19 protein-coding genes are annotated in these 18,878 nt (G+C 49.6%); 2 read left to right on the forward strand and 17 right to left on the reverse strand.

The genetic code is table 11. From position 1 onward, the window contains the following. Positions 1 to 28 precede the first annotated feature (28 nt). The 7 genes from recG to BQ7483_RS12595 form a co-directional block, all read right to left on the reverse strand. On the reverse strand, positions 29 to 2,125 hold the full coding sequence (recG, locus tag BQ7483_RS12565) for an ATP-dependent DNA helicase RecG (protein WP_072546118.1): 2,097 nt from the start codon (positions 2,123 to 2,125) through the stop codon (positions 29 to 31). Next, a complete protein-coding gene (locus BQ7483_RS12570; protein WP_072546119.1) occupies positions 2,122 to 2,790 on the reverse strand; it encodes a 2-C-methyl-D-erythritol 4-phosphate cytidylyltransferase in 669 nt (222 codons plus the stop codon). Before BQ7483_RS12570 ends, recG begins: the two co-directional genes overlap by 4 nt. A 4-nt stretch (positions 2,791 to 2,794) precedes the next feature. Next, entirely contained in the window at positions 2,795 to 3,346 is a 552-nt protein-coding gene (locus BQ7483_RS12575; protein WP_022021672.1) for a DJ-1 family glyoxalase III, read from the reverse strand. Between the two features lie 23 nt (positions 3,347 to 3,369). After that, entirely contained in the window at positions 3,370 to 4,152 is a 783-nt protein-coding gene (locus BQ7483_RS12580; protein ID WP_083535730.1) for a TonB family protein, read from the reverse strand. A gap of 80 nt (positions 4,153 to 4,232) precedes the next feature. Further along, positions 4,233 to 4,646 (reverse strand): ExbD/TolR family protein, encoded by a 414-nt coding sequence (locus BQ7483_RS12585; RefSeq protein ID WP_072546121.1) that lies wholly within the window; start codon positions 4,644 to 4,646, stop codon positions 4,233 to 4,235. Next, the gene (locus BQ7483_RS12590) at positions 4,640 to 5,356 is read right to left on the reverse strand and encodes a MotA/TolQ/ExbB proton channel family protein (RefSeq protein WP_022021675.1); all 717 of its coding nucleotides are present in this window, start codon (positions 5,354 to 5,356) and stop codon (positions 4,640 to 4,642) included. The genes BQ7483_RS12585 and BQ7483_RS12590 overlap by 7 nt, the downstream gene beginning before the upstream one ends. After that, entirely contained in the window at positions 5,353 to 6,069 is a 717-nt protein-coding gene (locus BQ7483_RS12595) for a pyridoxine 5'-phosphate synthase (protein WP_022021676.1), read from the reverse strand. Before BQ7483_RS12595 ends, BQ7483_RS12590 begins: the two co-directional genes overlap by 4 nt. Before the next feature lie 105 nt (positions 6,070 to 6,174). Between BQ7483_RS12595 and BQ7483_RS12600 the strand changes: the two genes are divergently transcribed. Beyond that, positions 6,175 to 7,047 (forward strand): NAD kinase, encoded by an 873-nt coding sequence (locus BQ7483_RS12600; RefSeq protein ID WP_072546122.1) that lies wholly within the window; start codon positions 6,175 to 6,177, stop codon positions 7,045 to 7,047. A 232-nt stretch (positions 7,048 to 7,279) separates the two neighbouring features. Here BQ7483_RS12600 and BQ7483_RS12605 read toward each other — a convergent pair whose 3' ends face one another. The 5 genes from BQ7483_RS12605 to rfbA form a co-directional block, all read right to left on the reverse strand. Continuing rightward, entirely contained in the window at positions 7,280 to 7,555 is a 276-nt protein-coding gene (locus tag BQ7483_RS12605; protein ID WP_072546123.1) for a hypothetical protein, read from the reverse strand. A gap of 195 nt (positions 7,556 to 7,750) precedes the next feature. Next, positions 7,751 to 8,893 carry a dTDP-glucose 4,6-dehydratase gene (locus BQ7483_RS12610; protein WP_072546124.1) on the reverse strand — a complete coding sequence of 381 codons (1,143 nt, stop codon included), beginning with the start codon at positions 8,891 to 8,893 and terminating at the stop codon, positions 7,751 to 7,753. Between the two features lie 83 nt (positions 8,894 to 8,976). Beyond that, positions 8,977 to 9,891 (reverse strand): dTDP-4-dehydrorhamnose reductase, encoded by a 915-nt coding sequence (gene rfbD, locus BQ7483_RS12615; protein ID WP_072546125.1) that lies wholly within the window; start codon positions 9,889 to 9,891, stop codon positions 8,977 to 8,979. A gap of 242 nt (positions 9,892 to 10,133) precedes the next feature. Beyond that, complete coding sequence (gene rfbC / locus BQ7483_RS12620) at positions 10,134 to 10,691, reverse strand: dTDP-4-dehydrorhamnose 3,5-epimerase (protein WP_072546126.1); 558 nt, start codon at positions 10,689 to 10,691, stop codon at positions 10,134 to 10,136. Positions 10,692 to 10,755: 64 nt separating this feature from the next. Next, on the reverse strand, positions 10,756 to 11,658 hold the full coding sequence (gene rfbA / locus BQ7483_RS12625) for a glucose-1-phosphate thymidylyltransferase RfbA (RefSeq protein WP_072546127.1): 903 nt from the start codon (positions 11,656 to 11,658) through the stop codon (positions 10,756 to 10,758). Between the two features lie 282 nt (positions 11,659 to 11,940). Here rfbA and BQ7483_RS12630 point away from each other — a divergent pair, with 282 nt between their 5' ends. Continuing rightward, on the forward strand, positions 11,941 to 13,290 hold the full coding sequence (locus BQ7483_RS12630) for an ATP-binding protein (protein ID WP_072546128.1): 1,350 nt from the start codon (positions 11,941 to 11,943) through the stop codon (positions 13,288 to 13,290). 109 nt (positions 13,291 to 13,399) lie between these two features. Here BQ7483_RS12630 and BQ7483_RS12635 read toward each other — a convergent pair whose 3' ends face one another. From BQ7483_RS12635 to BQ7483_RS12655, 5 genes are all read right to left on the reverse strand, one after another. Next, the gene (locus BQ7483_RS12635) at positions 13,400 to 14,146 is read right to left on the reverse strand and encodes a glycosyltransferase family 2 protein (RefSeq protein ID WP_072546129.1); all 747 of its coding nucleotides are present in this window, start codon (positions 14,144 to 14,146) and stop codon (positions 13,400 to 13,402) included. A gap of 4 nt (positions 14,147 to 14,150) precedes the next feature. Beyond that, a complete protein-coding gene (locus BQ7483_RS12640) occupies positions 14,151 to 15,242 on the reverse strand; it encodes a glycosyltransferase (RefSeq protein ID WP_072546130.1) in 1,092 nt (363 codons plus the stop codon). A gap of 5 nt (positions 15,243 to 15,247) precedes the next feature. Continuing rightward, the gene (locus BQ7483_RS12645; RefSeq protein ID WP_072546131.1) at positions 15,248 to 16,336 is read right to left on the reverse strand and encodes an EpsG family protein; all 1,089 of its coding nucleotides are present in this window, start codon (positions 16,334 to 16,336) and stop codon (positions 15,248 to 15,250) included. A gap of 494 nt (positions 16,337 to 16,830) precedes the next feature. Then, positions 16,831 to 17,979, reverse strand: coding sequence for a non-hydrolyzing UDP-N-acetylglucosamine 2-epimerase (gene wecB / locus BQ7483_RS12650; RefSeq protein ID WP_072546132.1), 1,149 nt, complete (start codon positions 17,977 to 17,979; stop codon positions 16,831 to 16,833). A 5-nt stretch (positions 17,980 to 17,984) separates the two neighbouring features. Further along, the gene (locus BQ7483_RS12655; protein WP_235847360.1) at positions 17,985 to 18,713 is read right to left on the reverse strand and encodes a glycosyltransferase family 2 protein; all 729 of its coding nucleotides are present in this window, start codon (positions 18,711 to 18,713) and stop codon (positions 17,985 to 17,987) included. Between the last annotated feature and the right edge of the window lie 165 nt (positions 18,714 to 18,878).

The raw sequence follows: 18,878 nt of genomic DNA on the forward strand, positions 1-18,878 counted from the left end.
ATTCTGTAACAGGCAGCAACGTTTTTTGTCAGCTGATGGCCGCCCAGTTGACATTGCTCTTGCGTAAGGCCTTCAACTGCTTCCACAAGATTTCATTTTCAGGCAAGACTCCCTGCGGATCCGTTTCTACAATCTTCTGGGCCACCCCGCGCACATATTGCAGCAACTGGCCGTCACGGGCCAGGTCGGCAATCTTCAGGTCAAAGGCCACCCCGCTCTGCTGCGTACCTTCCAGGTCGCCCGGTCCGCGGAGTTTCAGATCGGCCTCGGCTATCTCAAAACCGTCGTTGGTACGCACCATGATTTCCAGCCGCTTGCGGGTATCTTCGGCCAGCTTGTAGCCGGTCACCAGGATGCAGTACGACTGGTCGGCTCCACGTCCCACCCTTCCGCGCAACTGGTGGAGCTGCGACAATCCGAAGCGTTCGGCATTCTCGATGATCATCACCGAGGCATTGGGCACATTCACACCGACCTCGATAACCGTCGTCGCCACCATAATCTGTGCCTCGCCCGAAACGAACAGCTGCATCTGCGCATCCTTCTCGGCGGGCTTCATCTGTCCGTGCACCTTGCACACGCGGCAGTCGGGGAAGGCCTCGCAGACATGCAGATACCCTTCCTCCAGATTCTTCAGGTCAATCTTCTCGCTCTCCTTGATGAGCGGATAGACGATGTACACCTGCCGCCCCTCTTCAATCTGCTTGCGCACCGAGCGGTACAGGCTCTCGCGCCGGTTGTCAAACTGGTGGATGGTGGCTATCGGTTTGCGACCGGGAGGCAGCTCGTCGATGACCGACACGTCCAGATCGCCGTAAAGCGTCATGGCCAGTGTGCGGGGAATGGGCGTGGCCGTCATCACCAGCACATGGGGCGGCTGCACGCTCTTGGTCCACAGCCGGGCCCGCTGCGCCACGCCAAAACGGTGCTGCTCATCAATGACCACCAGCCCCAACGAGGCGAAATTCACCGAATCTTCGATCACTGCATGCGTACCGATCAGGATCTTCACCTCTCCCTTCAGCAAGCCCTCCAGAATAGCTTCCCGCCGCTTGCCGCGGATAGACCCCGTCAGCAGCTCCACGTGTATGTCCATGCCGCACAACAATTCACGTATCGTCTCGAAATGCTGGTTGGCCAGGATTTCAGTGGGAGCCATCAGGCAGGCCTGAAAGCCGTTGTCCAGCGCAATGAGCATGCTCATCAGGGCCACCAGCGTCTTTCCACTTCCCACGTCGCCCTGGAGCAGACGGTTCATCTGGCGTCCCGAGCCCAGGTCGTGACGGATTTCCTTCAGCACCCGTTTCTGGGCGCCCGTCAACTCGAACGGCAAGTTACGCGTATAGAAAGTATGGAAGATTTCCCCCACCCGGCTGAACACATAGCCCCGATATTTGCACTGGCGGTCGTGCGCATAGCGCAGGATATTCAGCTGCACGTAGAACAGTTCTTCAAACTTCAGGCGGTACTGGGCCTTGCGGAGCAAGTCGGCATTGCCGGGGAAATGGATATTGATCAGCGCCTCCGTCAGCGGCATCAGATGATGCTCCGCGACCAGCGCGGGCGACAGCGTCTCGGACAACGGTTCCTTAATCTGCTGGACCAGCGTCGCCACCAGCTTCTCAATAGCGTTCGAGTTCAGGAACGACCGTTTCATCTTCTCCGTGGTATTGTAATAGGGGCGCAATCCCATGCTGGACATCTGTACCTCCGAAACCAAGTCGATGTCGGGATGGGCAATGTTGATACGGCCGTTGTAAGCCGTCGGCCTCCCGAACACGATGTACTCCTGATGCACCTTATACTTACCTGTCAGGTACTTGATGCCCTGGAACCACACCAGGTCCACAAAGCCCGTTCCGTCGGTAAAGTGGGCAATCAGCCGCCGATGGCGTCCTTCTCCCGCCACCTCGAAACTCCGTATTTCGCCCTTCAGCTGAATGTAGGGCATGCTGCCGTCCAGCTCACGGATGGAGTAGATGCGGCTGCGGTCCACGTATTTATAGGGGAAATAATACAGCAGGTCGTGCAGGGTACAGATACCCGCTTCCTTGTTGAGCGTAGCGGCCCGTTGCGGTCCTACGCCCGGCAGATATTTGATGTCACAAGCAGCCAGGTCTGTCATTTTTCCAACAAAGCCGAAGCCACTTTCAGGTCAAAAGGTGTCGTAATCTTGATATTCTCTCGGTTGCCTTCCGTCAGCGCGACAGGCACTCCCATCGCCTCGACCACCGATGCATCGTCTGTAAACAGGGGGGTATAAGGCTGTTCGTAAGCCTCCTTCAGCAAAGCAGCGTCAAACACCTGCGGCGTCTGCACCAGCCGGTATTCGTCGCGCGGCACCGTGACACTTCCACCTGCCGCCTGTAGGTGCCTCACGGTCTCCACCACGCCGATGCATGGCACTACCGCCCTCCGGATCTGTGCCTCGGCATAACAGCGTTCGATCACTTCGGACGAAACGAACGGACGTACACCGTCGTGCACTCCCACCAGCGCCGGCGTTTCGACCAGCGCCAATCCGTTCTTCACCGAATGGAAGCGCGTCTCGCCCCCGTCCGCTATCCGGTGGGGAATATTAAAACAGTGCTTCCTACACAGTTCCAACCAGAAATCCTGCTGGCTGTGCGGAAGCACCAAAATGATTTTTATCTCCGGATTGCAGGCATAAAAGGCTTCCAGCGTACGCATCAGTACCGGCCTGCCCCCTATGGGCAGAAACTGCTTGGGCAACTCCGTACCCATACGCAGTCCCTTGCCACCGGCCACAATCAGAGCATAGTGTGTCATATCCTTATTTGGTCAGACACATCACATTCTTCAGTTCCTTCGTCTTCTCTCTGCCGCAGAGGTGTTCCACCAGTGCCAGACCGAATTCGATGGCAGCACCCGGACCTTTGCCGGTGATGAAGTTTCCGTCCTTCTCTACCATGGCACCCGTATATTCGGCACCCTCCAGATACTTGTCAAAACCCGGATAGCAAGTAGCCTTCTTACCCTTCAGCAGGCCCAGGTTGCCCAGCACCATGGGAGCGGCACAGATGGCGGCAATCGCCTTGCCCTCGGCAGCCTGTCTCTGCAACTGGCGGCGCAGGTCCTCGCATTCGTTCAAGGTCGTGGCTCCGGGCAGTCCGCCGGGCAATACCATCATGTCTGCGTCAAAGAAGTCACAGTTTACGATGTTCTTGTCACACAACACCGAGATGCCGTGCGAGCCTTTCACAATTTCATCGGGGGTTACAGACACCATTGCCACGTTCAGTCCGGCGCGTTTCATGATGTCAACAGCCGCAAAGGCTTCCATTTCTTCAAAACCGTCTGCAAAGAATACATAAACAGTTCCCATAGTCAAGTTCTCCTATTTTTTATTTATTTCAGATTAAAATAATACGTAATTGTTCCCGCCTGGTTGTTCAGGCCGCTCACCGCGTTGAACCGTGCCTTCTTGGCCGCGTCCTCCGCCGCCTTGCGCAAGGCCGGGTTGACGGTATTGGTCTGGCGGTTGATGCTGGTGGCTATCACCTGTCCGGCCGGGTTGACCGTGATGTTCACCACCACCTTTCCTTCGTCCTGTACGTTGTACACCGGCTTGGGCAGTCCGCCGGGTCCGATCGAACGTCCGCCCAGGCTGAACGTACCGTAACCGCCGACACCCGTCGTCGCCCCTTCGGCAGCATTGCCATCGGGACTTCCCTGAATGCCGGTACCGGTCGTATTTCCCTTACTGCCCATCTGGGCTCCCTTGCCGAAGGCTCCGGCCACCTTGCGGCGGGCCGCTTCTTCCGCTTCCCGGCGTTCGCGTTCCGCCTTGGCTTCGGCCAGCTTGCGGGCTTCCTCCGCCTTTTCGGCCTCTGTCTTCTCCGGCTTCTTCACTTCCTTCTTTTCGGGAGTCTTCGTTTCCGGTTTCAGGGCCACCGTTTCTTCCAGGTCCTGCGTCATCAGGTCCTGTTCGGTAGCCTCCTGCGGTTGGGGAGTTGTTTCCTCGGGCATCACGTCCACATCCACCAGCGACGGGTCGGCCTGCCCCCATGCGTCGGGCACTTCTCCCAACATCACAGGCATACCGCCCTCCTCCGCAGGTGCCGGGACCACAAAGCCCGCCCATATCAGAAAGACGATGAGGAGCACATGCACCAGCACGGCCCCTGCCATCCCTATATATTTACCTTTCTCCTTTTGAGTCACCGCACGTTTCCTTTCCTGTTATATTGACACATACCTTCCACCGCCAGTCAACGCCCCTCCGGCGGACGCGTGGCAAGCACCATCTTGAAATGGTTCTCGTTGGCGATGTTCAGCACTTTCACGATTTCACGATAGGGCACCGACTCGTCGGCATAGAGCGCCACATACATTTCCGGTTCCTTCTCGGCACACGACTGCAGGAACGGTGTCAGTTCCTCCAGCGTGATCGCCTGTTCACGGTCATTGCCGAAAGCCGCATAAAAGTTCAGATCCTTGTCGATGATGACCCTCGTCAGCGGTTTGGCCGACGTCTGCTGTTTGCCTTGTGGCAGCAGCACCTTGATGGCGTTGGGCGATACCACCGTCGACGTGATCATGAAGAATATCAGCAGCAGGAATATCACGTCCGTCATGGACGCCATACTGAAGTTGGGCGATATTTTGGCTCTGCGTTTCAACATGGCTCGTTCAGTAAATCCATGAAGGCCATGGTCTTGGCTTCCATCTTGTTCACCACTCCGTCGACCAGCGTCACCAGATAGTTGTAGGCAAACATGGCGATGATGCCCACAATCAGGCCGCCGACCGTCGTAATCATAGCCTCGTAGATACCGCCGGACAGCAGTGTAATGTCGATGTTGTTACCGGCATTCGCCATTTCGAAGAAGGCACGCACCATACCCGTCACCGTCCCCAGAAAGCCAATCATCGGTGCGCCGCCGGCAATGGTTGCCATGATGGTCAGTCCCTTCTCCAGCTTGGCCACTTCAATGTTTCCCACGTTCTCGATGGCAGCCTGCACGTCGCTCACGGGACGTCCCAACCGGCTGATACCTTTCTCTATCATACGTGCCGAAGGCGTGTTCACACTGCGGCAGTAGGCCAGTGCCGACTTGATTTCTCCTCCCAGAATGTAGTCCTTGATCTTATCCATGAACATGGGGTCTTCCTTTCCCGCCTTGCGGATGACATAGTTCCGTTCGAACAGAATATAGAAGCAGAGCACCGAGAGCAAGCCCAGCACCACCATAATCCAGCCGCCCTTCACGGCCATACTCCACAAGTTCATTTCTTCAGCGCCGGCCACCGGAGTCAGAACCGGATTGGCACCCGCAATCGAGTCGGCCATCGCCGGAGCCACTTGGGCCCATAGCATCATCATTGCATTCATTGACAAAGACAGTTTTTATATTCCCGGATGGTACGTTCCAGTCCCAGGTACAGCGCGTCACAGATCAGCGCATGCCCTATCGACACCTCGTCCAGCCAGGGGATGTTCTTATAAAAGTAATTCAGATTCACCAGGCTCAGGTCGTGACCGGCATTCAGTCCCAGTCCCAGGCTCCTGACCGCCTTGGCAGCCGTCACAAACGGAGCTACCGCCGCCTCCGGATTCTTCACGTAGCCCGAAGCATAGGGTTCCGTGTACAGTTCCACCCGGTCGGTACCCGCCTTGGCCGCATATTCGATCATCTCCACGTCCGTCGACACGAACACCGACGTACGGATGCCCGCTTTTTTGAACTCCTCGAGCACCTCGCTCAGGAAAGCCAGGTTCTTCTTGGTGTCCCATCCCGCGTTCGAAGTCAGCTGAGTGGGGCTGTCGGGCACCAGTGTCACCTGATGCGGTTTCACCTTCAGCACCAGGTCGATGAACTCCGGAGCCGGATAACCTTCGATGTTAAATTCCGTATGCAGCAGCGGACGCAGGTCGTATACATCCTGCCTCCGTATATGCCGTTCGTCGGGCCGCGGATGTACCGTGATGCCGTCTGCCCCGAAACGTTCGCAGTCCAGCGCCACCTTCAGCACATCCGGCACATTACCGCCGCGCGCATTGCGCAGCGTTGCTACCTTGTTTATGTTTACGCTCAGTTTAGTCATAATTCAACCGTTTGTTCCGGGCAAAAGTACAAATAATAGTCATAAGTTAACAGGAATATTATAAAAAAATAGCATCTTTGCAAAGCTAATAACAAAAGAAGCCGTATGAAATTTGCCATCTTCGGAAACACGTATCAGGCCAAAAAGTCCTCGTACGCCGAGCGTCTGTTCAGTATTTTGACCCGCCACGGAGCCGGAATCTGCATCTGCAGGGAGTTCTACCGCTTCCTGACGGAAGAACTGCATCTCCAGCTCCCCGCTTCCGTCGAGCTGTTCGACGGCGACCGTTTCGAGGCCGACATGGTCATCAGCCTGGGCGGCGACGGCACGTTTCTCCAGGCCGCCAGCCGTGTCGGGGCCAAGAACATCCCCATCCTCGGCATCAATACCGGCCGTCTCGGCTTCCTGGCCGACGTGTCGCCCGACGAGATGGAGACCACCCTCAACGAAGTCTACGACCGTCACTACAAGATCGAAGAGCGCAGCGTGCTCCAGCTCACGTGCAACGACCGCAACCTCATGCGTTGCCCCTATGCCCTCAACGAGATAGCCGTGCTCAAGCGCGACAGCTCGTCCATGATCAGCATCCACACCGCCATCAACGGCGCTCCGCTCACCACCTACCAGGCCGACGGCCTCATCGTGGCCACGCCCACCGGCTCCACGGCCTACTCGCTCAGTGTGGGCGGCCCCATCATCGTGCCCCACAGCAAGACCATCGCCATCACTCCCGTCGCCCCCCACAGCCTCAACATGCGCCCCATCGTCATCTGCGACGACTGGACCATCACCCTCGACGTCGAGAGCCGCAGCCACAATTTCCTCGTGGCCATCGACGGCCGCAGCGAGTCGTGCCGCGAGACCACCCGCCTCACCATCTCCCGGGCGCCCTACACCATCAAGGTCGTCAAACGTTTCGGCCACATCTTCTTCAATACCCTGCGCAACAAGATGATGTGGGGAGCCGACATCCGGTAAAACAAAAATCGGGCGAAGCCGCCTCCCAGCCGCCCCGCCCGATTTTCCGTATCCTGTTCTTTATCTGATATATTGTCCTTCAACTCAATTATTCGTAATATGCTTCACCAAAATACGTCCTTGATTCTGCTCTTTCCTTTCCGCAGCTTCGTAAGTAGACAGATAGCCCTCCGCCACCAGTGTTTGGGGCAGAATACTCAGAAAGCCCTCCGCTTCCGGTAAAATTCGGATTTCACATGTCTGCATAGATTTCCTTCAGTTTCTCTTTGCAGGCATTCCTAAATTGCTCAAGCGTCACACCCCGTTCCCATTCCTGCGCAAAAGTATCCGATACCTTCTGCCGTTCCACGAAGTTCAGTACGGACTGCACGTCTTCCAACGACTCCATTCCCATAATCTGTTTCACCAGCCTCACTTTCAGAGCATCTATGCCTCCATACCCGGCAATCGGCTCATTTACCTCCTGCCTGCATGCCTGCTGCCTATCATATTCCTCAGTCGTCTTCATATCCGTTTTCCTTTCCTGTTTTCCTTTGTATAACAAAGGTATACAATTCCTCTCAGAAAAGCAAATTTCTATCACACAACCTTCCTATTCTCAATGAATCGGGCGAAGCCGCCTCTCAGCCGCCCCGCCCGATTCATTGAGAATTGATAATTGAATATTACCCCTCTATATTTGATATTTGATATTTGACACCTGTCATCTCCCATACATCGTTTCATAGAACTTCTGATAATCCCCGCTCGTCACATTGTCCATCCACTCCTGGTTGTCCAGATACCAGCGCACCGTCTTCTCGATGCCTTCCTCAAACTGCAGGCTCGGCTCCCAGCCCAGCTCCTTCTGGAGCTTCGTCGAGTCGATGGCGTAGCGCATGTCGTGGCCCGGGCGGTCCGTCACGTAGGTGATCAGGTTCATGTCCTCCCCTTCCTTGCGGCCCAGCAGACGGTCCACCGTGTTGATCACCACCTTGATGATGTCGATGTTCTTCCACTCGTTGAACCCGCCGATGTTGTACGTCTCGGCCACCTTGCCGTGGTGGAAGATGACGTCGATGGCCCGTGCATGGTCTTCCACATACAGCCAGTCGCGCACGTTCTCGCCCTTGCCGTACACCGGCAGCGGCTTGCGGTGGCGGATGTTGTTGATGAAGAGCGGAATCAGCTTCTCCGGGAACTGGTACGGACCGTAGTTGTTCGAGCAGTTCGTCACGATGGTCGGCATGCCGTACGTGTCGTGGAAGGCACGCACGAAGTGGTCGCTGCTCGCCTTGCTGGCGCTGTATGGGCTGTGCGGATTGTACTTCGTCGTCTCGTAGAAGAACTCCTTGCCGTAGGCCAGGTGATGTTTGCCCGACGACGCCTTCGTGGTGAACGGCGGCTCAATGCCTTCGGGATGCGTCATCTCCAGCGCGCCATACACCTCGTCCGTTGAGATGTGGTAGAACCGCTTGCCTTCATACTTCTCCGGCAGGCTCTCCCAGTACAGCTTCGCCGCCTGCAGCAGGCTCAGCGTGCCCATCACGTTCGTCCGTGCGAAGGTGAAGGGATCCTTGATACTTCGGTCCACGTGGCTCTCCGCCGCCAAGTGGATGATGCCGTCCACCTTCTCCTCCTGCATCAGGCGGTAGAAGGCGTCGAAGTCGCAGATGTCCATCTTCACGAACTTGTAGTTCGGTTTGTTTTCCACATCTTTCAGATTGGCCAGATTGCCCGCATACGTCAGCTTGTCCAGATTGATGATGCGATACTCCGGATACTTGTTCACAAACAGTCTTACGACGTGTGAACCGATGAAACCGGCTCCGCCGGTGATTACTATAGTGCGTTGAAATGTTAACATTTTAATGGAAAATTGAAAGTTGAAAATTGAAAATGAAACTAACTGTCATCCTGAACGCAGTGAAGGATCTCATCCTTTGATGGTCAATGGCAGAGCGCCTGCATGTTTCGCAGACACACCTTCAGCGAATCCATCCAGTAAGGGATGCGGATGCCGAAGGTCTCCTTGATCTTGGTCTTGTCCAGTACCGAATAGGCCGGACGGTTAACCGGGCTGGGAAACTCGTTGCTGTGACAGGGCTGGATGTTGCATGCCGTATGTCCCGACAGGGAGGCAATCACCTTCGTAAAGTCATACCACGAGCATACCCCTTCGTTACTGAAGTGGTAAATGCCGTTCTTGCTGTAGCCCTGCTTCGGCTGTTCCCGGGTATAGTCCTCCAGTATGGTACGGATGGCCAGCGCCAGGTCGTAGGCATACGTCGGCGTGCCCGCCTGGTCGAACACCACCTTCAGTTCGGGCTTGGTGGCCGTCAGGTTCAGCATCGTCTTCACGAAATTTTTTCCGAACTCGCTGTACAGCCAGGCCGTGCGGAGGATGACGTAGTCACATCCCGCAGCCAGGATATTCTGTTCCCCCTCCAGTTTGGTGCGTCCGTAAGCGCCGGTCGGCGTACCTTTCTGGTCCTCCTTGCAGGGAGTGTTATAGGGATCTCCGCCGAACACGTAGTCCGTAGAGACATGTACCAGCAGTCCGCCCACTTCCTTCATGGCCTGCGCCAGGTTGCGGGGAGCGTCTGCGTTCAGCACGCGGCAGAAAGCCTCGTCGCTCTCCGCCTTGTCCACGTTGGTATAGGCCGCGCAGTTCACGATGCACTGCACGCCCTGTTCCCGTACGATGCGACGCACAGCCTCCAGATTGGTGATGTCGAGCAGCGTCGTTTCCAAGCCTTCCGCCTCCACCACATCTGTAAAGATACAATGCCAGTCCGTGTTTTGGCTGACAATGCGCATTTCCCGGCCCAACTGACCGTTGGCACCGGTCACTAATATCTTCATTTCGTTTAATTGAAAATTGAAAGTCGCAAATTGAAATTGATAGTAACTGTCATCCTGAGCCTGTCGAAGGATCTCATCCGCTCCTGTCATCCCGGCCTTGAGCCGGGATCCAACATACACAAAGCCGAAAATGGTTCCCGCATCAAGTGCGGGATGACACTGCAAATTTATAATGAGTCCTTCTCCGTTCCGCTCAACATGACAAGTCTACTCCATCATAGACAATACTTAATATTTTATATTTAATATTTGATAAACGGTGTTTCAAAGTCCTTCAGCAACGGATGTTTTGTATCCTTCTCACTCAGTATCGCCTTCTCCGTCGGTATCCGCCAGTCGATGCCCAGACTCTCGTCCAGGATGCTGATACCCCCGTCCGCTTCCGGATGGTAGAAGTTGTCGCACTTGTACTGGAACACCGCCGTCTCGCTCAGCACCGCAAATCCATGCGCGAATCCCTGCGGGATGAAGAACTGCCGGTGGTTGTCCTCCGTCAATTCCACGGCCACATGCAGCCCGTACGTGGGACTTCCCTTGCGGATGTCCACCGCCACGTCCAGCACCGCCCCCTTCACACACCGCACCAGCTTGCTCTGCGTGTACGGTGGCCGCTGGAAGTGCAGACCGCGCATCACGCCATAGCTCGACATGCTCTCGTTGTCCTGCACAAAGGTGACAGGCCCCACCTTCTCATCAAACTCCCGCTGCGAGAACGACTCGAAGAAATACCCCCTCGCATCCCTGAAAACGCGTGGCTCGATGATCACCACGCCCTCTATACTTGTCTTGATTACGTTCACTTTATTAATTGATAATTGAGAATTGATAATTGAAAATTAATTCTTCATTCTTAATTCTTCATTTTCAAAGGTTCTCCTCCCCCGTTCGTTCCACCTCGCCGATTACCTGCAGCAGATACTGTCCGTACTGGTTCTTCAGCATCGGCTGAGCCAGTTCGCGCAACTTCTCTTCGGTAATCCATCCCTTGCGGAAAGCGATGCCCTCCAAACAGGCAACTTTCAAGCCCTGGCGTTTCTCGATGACCTCAATGAACGTCGAAGCCTCGCTCAGCGAGTCGTGCGTACCCGTGTCCAGCCAGGCAAAGCCACGGCCCAAGGTCTGCACCTTCAGCTCCCCGTCCTCCAGGAAACGCTGGTTCACGGTCGTAATCTCCAGCTCCCCGCGGGCCGAGGGCTTGATGTGTTTGGCCACGTCCACCACCTTGTTCGGATAGAAATACAGCCCCACCACCGCATAGTTCGATTTCGGCTGTTTCGGTTTCTCCTCGATAGAGAGGCAGTTTCCCTGCTTGTCAAACTCCGCCACGCCGTATCGTTCCGGGTCGCTCACCCAGTAGCCGAACACCGTCGCCTTTTTCTCCTCTTCCGCCGTGCGCACCGCCTCCTTCAGCATCGCGCTCAGTCCGTTGCCGTGGAAGATGTTGTCGCCCAGCACCAGGCACGCCGCATCGTCGCCGATGAAGTCCGCCCCGATGATGAACGCCTGTGCCAGCCCGTCCGGACTCGGTTGTTCCGCGTATTCAAAGCGTACGCCGAAGTCCGAACCGTCGCCCAGCAGCCGCCGGAAGCCCGGCAAGTCCTGCGGAGTCGAGATAATCAGAATCTCACGGATACCCGCCAGCATCAGCACCGAGATGGGATAATAGACCATCGGTTTGTCAAAAATGGGAATCAGCTGCTTGCTGATACCCTTGGTGATGGGATACAGGCGCGTACCTGTTCCTCCCGCCAATACAATACCCTTCATATCTAATCGTTCTTAAGGTTCTCCATTTGCGTTATTTATACAAAGTTAGGCAATCCCCCCGACATACCCAAACCTCCGCAAACAAAAAATCGGACGAAGCCGCCCTGTCGCTGCTTCGCCCGACTTTTCACAATACTTGATACTTAATATTCAATACTTCCATCTCCGACTTTTCACAAATTTACAGTTATATTATATCTGACTTTTTACAGAAAACAGTCCGTTTCATGTCTGACTTTTTACAAAAAGCATTATCTTTGCCCCAAAAAGGGAAGATACTGTATGAAGAAAGAATATTATCCAAGAGCCATTGACAAGTACCTGTTAGAATGGAAAAACGAAAAAAGGCATAAGCCCTTGCTGCTTCGTGGAGCAAGACAAGTAGGAAAGTCCTCCGCCGTACGCCAACTGGGGAAAGCCTTCACCCATTTTGTCGAGGTAAACTTCGAGAGAGATCGGGAAATCATGTCCATATTTGCAGGCAACCTCAAGCCGCAAGACATTGCTTCCCGTCTGTCCGCCTTTTATGGCACTCCCATCATTCCCGGAAAAACCCTGTTATTTTTGGACGAGATTCAGGCGTGCCCCGAGGCTATACATAGTTTGTGGTTTTTTTATGAAGACTATCCGGAACTCCATGTGATAGCCGCCGGTTCATTACTCGAGTTTGCCCTGAAAAAAATGTCCTCTTTCGGAGTAGGCCGGGTACGTTCGCTGTTCATGTATCCCATGTCCTTCGACGAATTCCTGGTAGCGACAGGCCATACAGGCTGGGCGAATGCCAAACAAAGTGCTTCGCCCGACAATCCCTTGTTCGAAGCCTTGCATGGCAAACTGGTGGAAACATTCCGCAGCTACCTGATGGTAGGCGGGATGCCCGAAGCCGTCACCCAGTGGGTAGAAACGGGAGACTATCTGAAATGCCAGCAGGTACAAGACGACATCATGCTCGCCTACGAAGACGATTTCTCCAAATACGAGACCAAGGCAGACCCAATGTTGCTCCGCCAGACCCTCCGCAGCGTCACCTTGCAGATAGGCAGCAAGTTCGTTTTCAGTCAAGTGCAGGGCAACTATCGCAGCGAGAAAATCAAAGCCGCCCTGGAGTTGCTAAAAGATGCCGGACTCATCAGACCAGTCATCCATACGGCAGCCAACGGTGTTCCCTTGGGCGTCGAGACAAACGAAAAGTTTGTAAAGTATCTGTTTTTGGACAGCGGGCTCTTGTTACGTCTGTTAGGACTGGAAAACACAAGCGGCCCGTCCGAGATGTCCCGATTCATTCTGGTCAGCACCGCATCCGACTTAGTCAACAAAGGACATGTTACCGAAATGGTAGCTGGATTGGAAATGCTCAAATACAATACTCCTACCCAGCGTCACGACCTGTACTATTGGCAGAACCTTTCACGCGGAGCACAGGCGGAAGTCGATTATGTCATTGTCAAGGACATGAATATTGTACCGATAGAAGTCAAGGCCGGCACCAGCGGTTCCATGAAAAGCATGTACCAGTTCATGACCGACAAAAACCTCGGATACGGCATCCGTACTTCTTTGGAAAACTTCGGCAAATTGGATAAGATAGACATCCTCCCCCTATACGCCCTGTCCAATCTATTCCAATCATAAGAGGTAAATTTCCAACAAAAAACGGGCGAAGCCGCCTCTCAGCCACTCCGCCCGATTTCTCACATTTAATATCTGATACCTAATATTTGAAATCTATCCACAAAGACAATCAAATCAGCGCCTTTTTAATCCCCCGATAGGCATAATTCAAAAAATAATAGCAGGAACGAAACAGTCCTATCTTCTCCACATTCCGATAAATATCCCATTGCCAGGACAGGGTTTTCAGTTTATTGGATGACACAGAATTCCCGCGAACTCGATACAAAGCCTCCACCGTATTCGTATTTCGGGCTACATACCCTCGTTTTAGGATTTCCAGCCATAAGATGTAATCCTCGTGCGAATGATTTTTGAAAAACACCTTTCCCACCTTGTCCGTGTCATAAACCGCAGTCAAGCAACCTATCACATTGCCCAACAGTAATTGTTTATAAGTTGCCATAGAAGGAGCTTTTATAAGACGATTATTCCGTTCTCCCTGTTCTGTCATTTTCTCATAGTTGGAAAAGCAAATCGCCATATCTTCATATTGCTCAAACATCTTCAACTGTCTTTCCAGTTTATTGGGCAACCAGATATCATCACTATCCAAGAATGCAATATACCTACCATGAGCATGTTTCACCCCGATATTTCTGGGGAAAATAGGAGAACCGGATGGAGTATCATTCTTAAAATATTTTATCCTCCCATCTATACGTTCCATTCCCTTTATTATATCAGCAGAATCATCTGTAGAGCCATCATCCACGACCACCAATTCCCAGTCCCGATACGTTTGTTGCCTTACAGACTCTATCGCTTGACGTATAAAAGTACCAGAATTATAACAAGGCATTATAACCGAAAACATACCCTTACTTCAAGACATCTAAAAATTCAACAATGGGTTGAAACTGTTCGTTCCACCCGGACTCCTCTCCTTCATACCGTTCCAGAGCCTGCTTTTTCACTGACAAATCTTCTCTATGCTCCAAAACGTAATCTATAATTCGATTTATATCTGCCACATTATAAGGATCTACAACATAACCGATATTCTTCTCCGATACAAAATCGCCCAATTTCGTTTCTTTAGCATATACACAAGGTACATGATATGCAATAGATTCATGAAACTTGTTGGAAATGGCATACTTCACATTATAATCCTTGTTTGGGTAAGCCGCCCACACTAAATCTGCTCCAGCATACAAGCGAGGTAAATCTTTACCTTCATATCGACCGGTAAACGCCACATTGGAACAATTTTCCGCATACTTTTTCAAATCAGCCAAGTCCTGTCCTTCACCATGCAAAAACAGGAATACATTCTTACGTTCCCGTATTGCATCTATCAGATTTTTCAAGATATCTGCATACCTTACCAGGCCTATATACGAAATGACGAAACTCTCCGTATTCTTAGCGATGGGTGAAGAAGGGAATATCTGCAAAGGCTTGTTCTCCAACACGAACTTTTTCCCTGGGAAAAAGGTATATAAAGGCTCAAAAAAACGAGAAGCGAACACAATAGCATCTGTCCGTTTCAAAGCCCATCGTTCAATTTGCTCTAATATTTTCCGTACCCCCCGACAAGCAGCTGTAGGGATGTCCAAATTCTCATAAATTAAATACTGCCCTTTCTTTTTCATCAATGCGGCTAAGAACAGCATATCCCAATGCGAGGCTATAACAATTTTTGGATCCTTTAGCCGATTACATTCCTTCAAGAAAGAATAATATCCCACCAAATGCGTAAGCTTACTGAACAGATTTCCATAAGCAGACTTCGCACAATATATCATCATACCTGCATCAGTATCAACAATCTCCCTATCATCCCTATTCCAAGCCACATAATTCACTGCGTTATCTCCATAATAAGTTCGCAAGGTTTGCACAATGCGTTTATTTCTCGTATTTATTGGATATGAAGAGTCCAAAATCAAAAAAGGAAGTGAAGCCATAACCTTTAAAAAATAGTTTTATAGTAATAGAATTCCACTAGATGAGGAGTTGTTAATAATCGATGTAACAAAATCAAACTATATAAACATATTACAGCCGTAACCAACAATCTATTACGTTGTCCTTTAAATGCAAGGATCAAATAGGGTATTATAAAAATTTGAAATTCACGAAAGCCATAAGCCAATCGATGAGATAAAATCTCTATATTATTAAATATCAGAGAAATAAATATTGCAAAGAAAAATCCGTTTAACAACAAATTATACTTTTTTTCTGGCATATTTATCAATGCCCTGAATTTCAAGAATAAGATTAAAATAATAATTCGAAAGATAAGCCCTAAATTAAGTCCTACGCTTCTTGAATAGACATCAGACCTTAAATAATTATACAGTTTATCATATAAGTAGTTGTCATATCCTATAATGGTAAATATTAACTCCAACAAATCAAATCCTGTAACAACACATAATAGGCCCAAGCCCAATGAAATATAAATCCATTTTTCACTTAGCCGAACTCTTCCCAAAACAGGGATAAACATAAATAAAAATGAAGTATAATGAAATAGCCCGGCACATATTATAACAAAAATATATTTATACCACTTTTGTCCCTGTAAATACAACACACAAGCCCAATAAGATAATCCGATTGAAATACCTTGACGAATACCATCAAAATCACGTTCAAAGAATAGCCCAACCAAATATATCAATACAGAAACTGAAACAAAAGGAGATAAATATTTTATTACATAGAACTTTAGTGAGATGTTCAGGAACCCAGTTATCATCCAGAATATGGGAAAAGATGAAGTGAAAACAAGAATAACCTTCATCCACAGTAGAAATAAAGGTTCTACAAAATCTTCATTTATACTTGAAGGTTTTTCAAACATGTGCTGATATGAATAATAATCAGTTCCCACCGATCCCTTAAAACATACCAATCCAATTAAAATACTCCATATAATCCAAACGCCAAATCCCCTTATCTTTTGACAAATTGGCTCTACTCGTTGCCAAATATAAACCTCAATTATTGCAAATAAGGAGACTATTCCCCAAACAAAATAATATATCAGCATTTTTACCTATTATCAGTAAACACTTAATCAAGATACTCGCCCCTTAATATAAGAAACCACAATCAGGTTATATAAAATAATCAGTTTTGCAATTAGCATAAATCTGTAGTAAAAAAATCGTCCTATAATTATATCAATGAGCCAAGTATCCATTAAAATTCTATCCAATATAAATATTTTATACAACCACCACACATATGACATTATGATGAATAACAGCTATCTCTTATCTTCTATCATTCCTTGATATCATTCGAAATGCATACTTATGTTTGTCATACGTTATCCATTGGCTTTAAATTCTCGTCAACCCAGGCCGACACCTCCCTCATTGAACTTATAAATTAGGCAAAATCTTATTCCTCACAAAAAGGATAAAAGGATTCTAAAGCAATTCCTTACTCTGGTACATGGAATAAATATTTCTAAATATTCTGACTAGCAGCGTAGATAGAACATTCAAAACGACATGAATACTAACAAACCTACAGCAATCAAATCATTGTTACAATTCGACTACACGCCAATCCATCCCCATAAGGATTTATTGCCTTACTCATCTGATCATAACAATTTTGATTATCAAGCAATTCAGACACCTCTTGAACGATTTTATCATAGTCAGTTCCTACCAATTTTACAGTTCCTGCCTCCAGAGCTTCTGGGCGTTCAGTAGTATCGCGCATTACCAAAACAGGCTTTCCTAATCCAGGTGCCTCCTCCTGAATTCCTCCACTATCCGTCAGTACGATAGTCGATTTTTCCATTAAATAAACAAAACTCAAATATTCCAATGGTTCGATAAAGAACATGTTACCTAAGTTGGACAAATCCTCGCCAAAGACCTCATGAATCGGCTTACGGACATTGGGATTCAGATGCATCGGATAAACGAAGTCGACATCCGGATGTTTCTTCGTCAGATCCTTGATAGCCGTACACATGTGGATAAAACCGTCTCCAAAGTTTTCCCGGCGATGCCCGGTTATCAGAACGAGTTTCTTTCCATTAGCCAAACGATTGACATCATAACCGGCATTCTTCAGCAAAGCTTCCAGCTCTGCATCTAAGGCCTTGTCTCGCTTTATCTTATCCACTACCATATAAAGCGCGTCAATCACCGTATTGCCGGTCACGGCAATCTGATCTTCCTTGACACCTTCAGCCAACAGGTTCTGGCGGCTCAACGGAGTGGGAGCAAAGTGATACGTCGCAATGCGTCCTGTTATCTGGCGGTTCATTTCTTCGGGCCACGGACTGTAAATGTTATGGGTGCGAAGCCCGGCCTCCACATGTCCTACAGGAATCTGCTGATAGAAAGCAGCCAAAGCCGCTGCCGTAGAGGTTGTCGTGTCACCATGTACCAGTACCACATCCGGTTGGGCTTCCTTCAGCACATCACGCATGCCGGTCAGGACACGGGCCGTCACATCGTAGAGGTCCTGCCCCTGCTTCATGATGTTCAGGTCATAATCGGGTTTTATTGCAAAAATATGCAGAACCTGGTCGAGCATTTCACGATGCTGACCAGTCACACATACGATAGTATCGAATCGTTCAGGATATTTCTGAAATTCCTTCACTAAAGGAGCCATTTTTATAGCTTCGGGACGAGTACCGAAGACAAGTAAAATTTTTTTCATTTCTATTACTTAAACAGTTTCTTTATTAAATAAATTACACAAAACAGAAGATATAAAACGGAGCCTAACCATATAGAATACTTAATTCTAAAAATTTCTTTTTGTGTTCTCAAAGTTGACCTCGAAGAAATTCCTCCCGTTGCATCATATATCGCAACGATACAATTTACAAATTTATATTGCCAACCTGCTTTTTTGACCCTATAAAAAAAATCATAATCAGCAGCTATTTTATATTTAAGATTAAATGGAAAATCCAACAGCACTTGACGCCTACAAAAAATTGATTGATGGCAAGCAGGCATAACACTATGCATAGAACTACTTTTATATTCAATTAACACATCTTTTGCTGGATATCGAAAAATTGTATTTCCAAACACACTAGCAACATTTTCAGCTATAGACTCTACAAAAAGTGCAGAAATAGTTTCATTACAATAAAAGGAATCACCCGCATTCATAAAATTTATCCAATTACCAGAAGCAACAGATACCCCTTTATTCATAGCATCATAGATTCCATTATCAGGCTCACTGATCCAATAAGCCAACCGATCTGCATATTTTTTTATTATATCTACCGACCCGTCTATACTGCCTCCATCTATAATAATGTATTCAATATTGGGATAAGTTTGATTCAAGACTGACAATATCGTTTCTTCAAGTGTTGAAACTGCATTATAGCATACTGTTATAATAGAAATCTTTACCATTACAGAATATATCAAATAATTATTATCGTTTTCCTCACACCAAATTGTTTACAAAATCTTTATAAACCAAACCAACGCCTTCGTTCAAACTCACCAAAACTTTCTAAATCCAGGACTTTCGTTTTGGTTTACGTCCAACTATGTATACGGTGTGCCATTCGGGGGAATAGGTTTTCACGA

The sequence above is a fragment of the Mediterranea massiliensis genome (assembly GCF_900128475.1).
Taxonomy (GTDB): Bacteria; Bacteroidota; Bacteroidia; order Bacteroidales; family Bacteroidaceae; genus Bacteroides; species Bacteroides massiliensis_E.

Coding starts and splice junctions, on each gene's coding strand:
- recG (WP_072546118.1), bottom strand. CDS start 2,125: ATGACAGACCTGGCTGCTTGTGACATCAAATATCTGCCGGGCGTAGGA.
- BQ7483_RS12570 (WP_072546119.1), bottom strand. CDS start 2,790: ATGACACACTATGCTCTGATTGTGGCCGGTGGCAAGGGACTGCGTATG.
- BQ7483_RS12575 (WP_022021672.1), bottom strand. CDS start 3,346: ATGGGAACTGTTTATGTATTCTTTGCAGACGGTTTTGAAGAAATGGAA.
- BQ7483_RS12580 (WP_083535730.1), bottom strand. CDS start 4,152: ATGGCAGGGGCCGTGCTGGTGCATGTGCTCCTCATCGTCTTTCTGATA.
- BQ7483_RS12585 (WP_072546121.1), bottom strand. CDS start 4,646: ATGTTGAAACGCAGAGCCAAAATATCGCCCAACTTCAGTATGGCGTCC.
- BQ7483_RS12590 (WP_022021675.1), bottom strand. CDS start 5,356: ATGAATGCAATGATGATGCTATGGGCCCAAGTGGCTCCGGCGATGGCC.
- BQ7483_RS12595 (WP_022021676.1), bottom strand. CDS start 6,069: ATGACTAAACTGAGCGTAAACATAAACAAGGTAGCAACGCTGCGCAAT.
- BQ7483_RS12600 (WP_072546122.1), top strand. CDS start 6,175: ATGAAATTTGCCATCTTCGGAAACACGTATCAGGCCAAAAAGTCCTCG.
- BQ7483_RS12605 (WP_072546123.1), bottom strand. CDS start 7,555: ATGAAGACGACTGAGGAATATGATAGGCAGCAGGCATGCAGGCAGGAG.
- BQ7483_RS12610 (WP_072546124.1), bottom strand. CDS start 8,893: ATGTTAACATTTCAACGCACTATAGTAATCACCGGCGGAGCCGGTTTC.
- rfbD (WP_072546125.1), bottom strand. CDS start 9,891: ATGAAGATATTAGTGACCGGTGCCAACGGTCAGTTGGGCCGGGAAATG.
- rfbA (WP_072546127.1), bottom strand. CDS start 11,658: ATGAAGGGTATTGTATTGGCGGGAGGAACAGGTACGCGCCTGTATCCC.
- BQ7483_RS12630 (WP_072546128.1), top strand. CDS start 11,941: ATGAAGAAAGAATATTATCCAAGAGCCATTGACAAGTACCTGTTAGAA.
- BQ7483_RS12635 (WP_072546129.1), bottom strand. CDS start 14,146: ATGTTTTCGGTTATAATGCCTTGTTATAATTCTGGTACTTTTATACGT.
- BQ7483_RS12640 (WP_072546130.1), bottom strand. CDS start 15,242: ATGGCTTCACTTCCTTTTTTGATTTTGGACTCTTCATATCCAATAAAT.
- BQ7483_RS12645 (WP_072546131.1), bottom strand. CDS start 16,336: ATGCTGATATATTATTTTGTTTGGGGAATAGTCTCCTTATTTGCAATA.
- wecB (WP_072546132.1), bottom strand. CDS start 17,979: ATGAAAAAAATTTTACTTGTCTTCGGTACTCGTCCCGAAGCTATAAAA.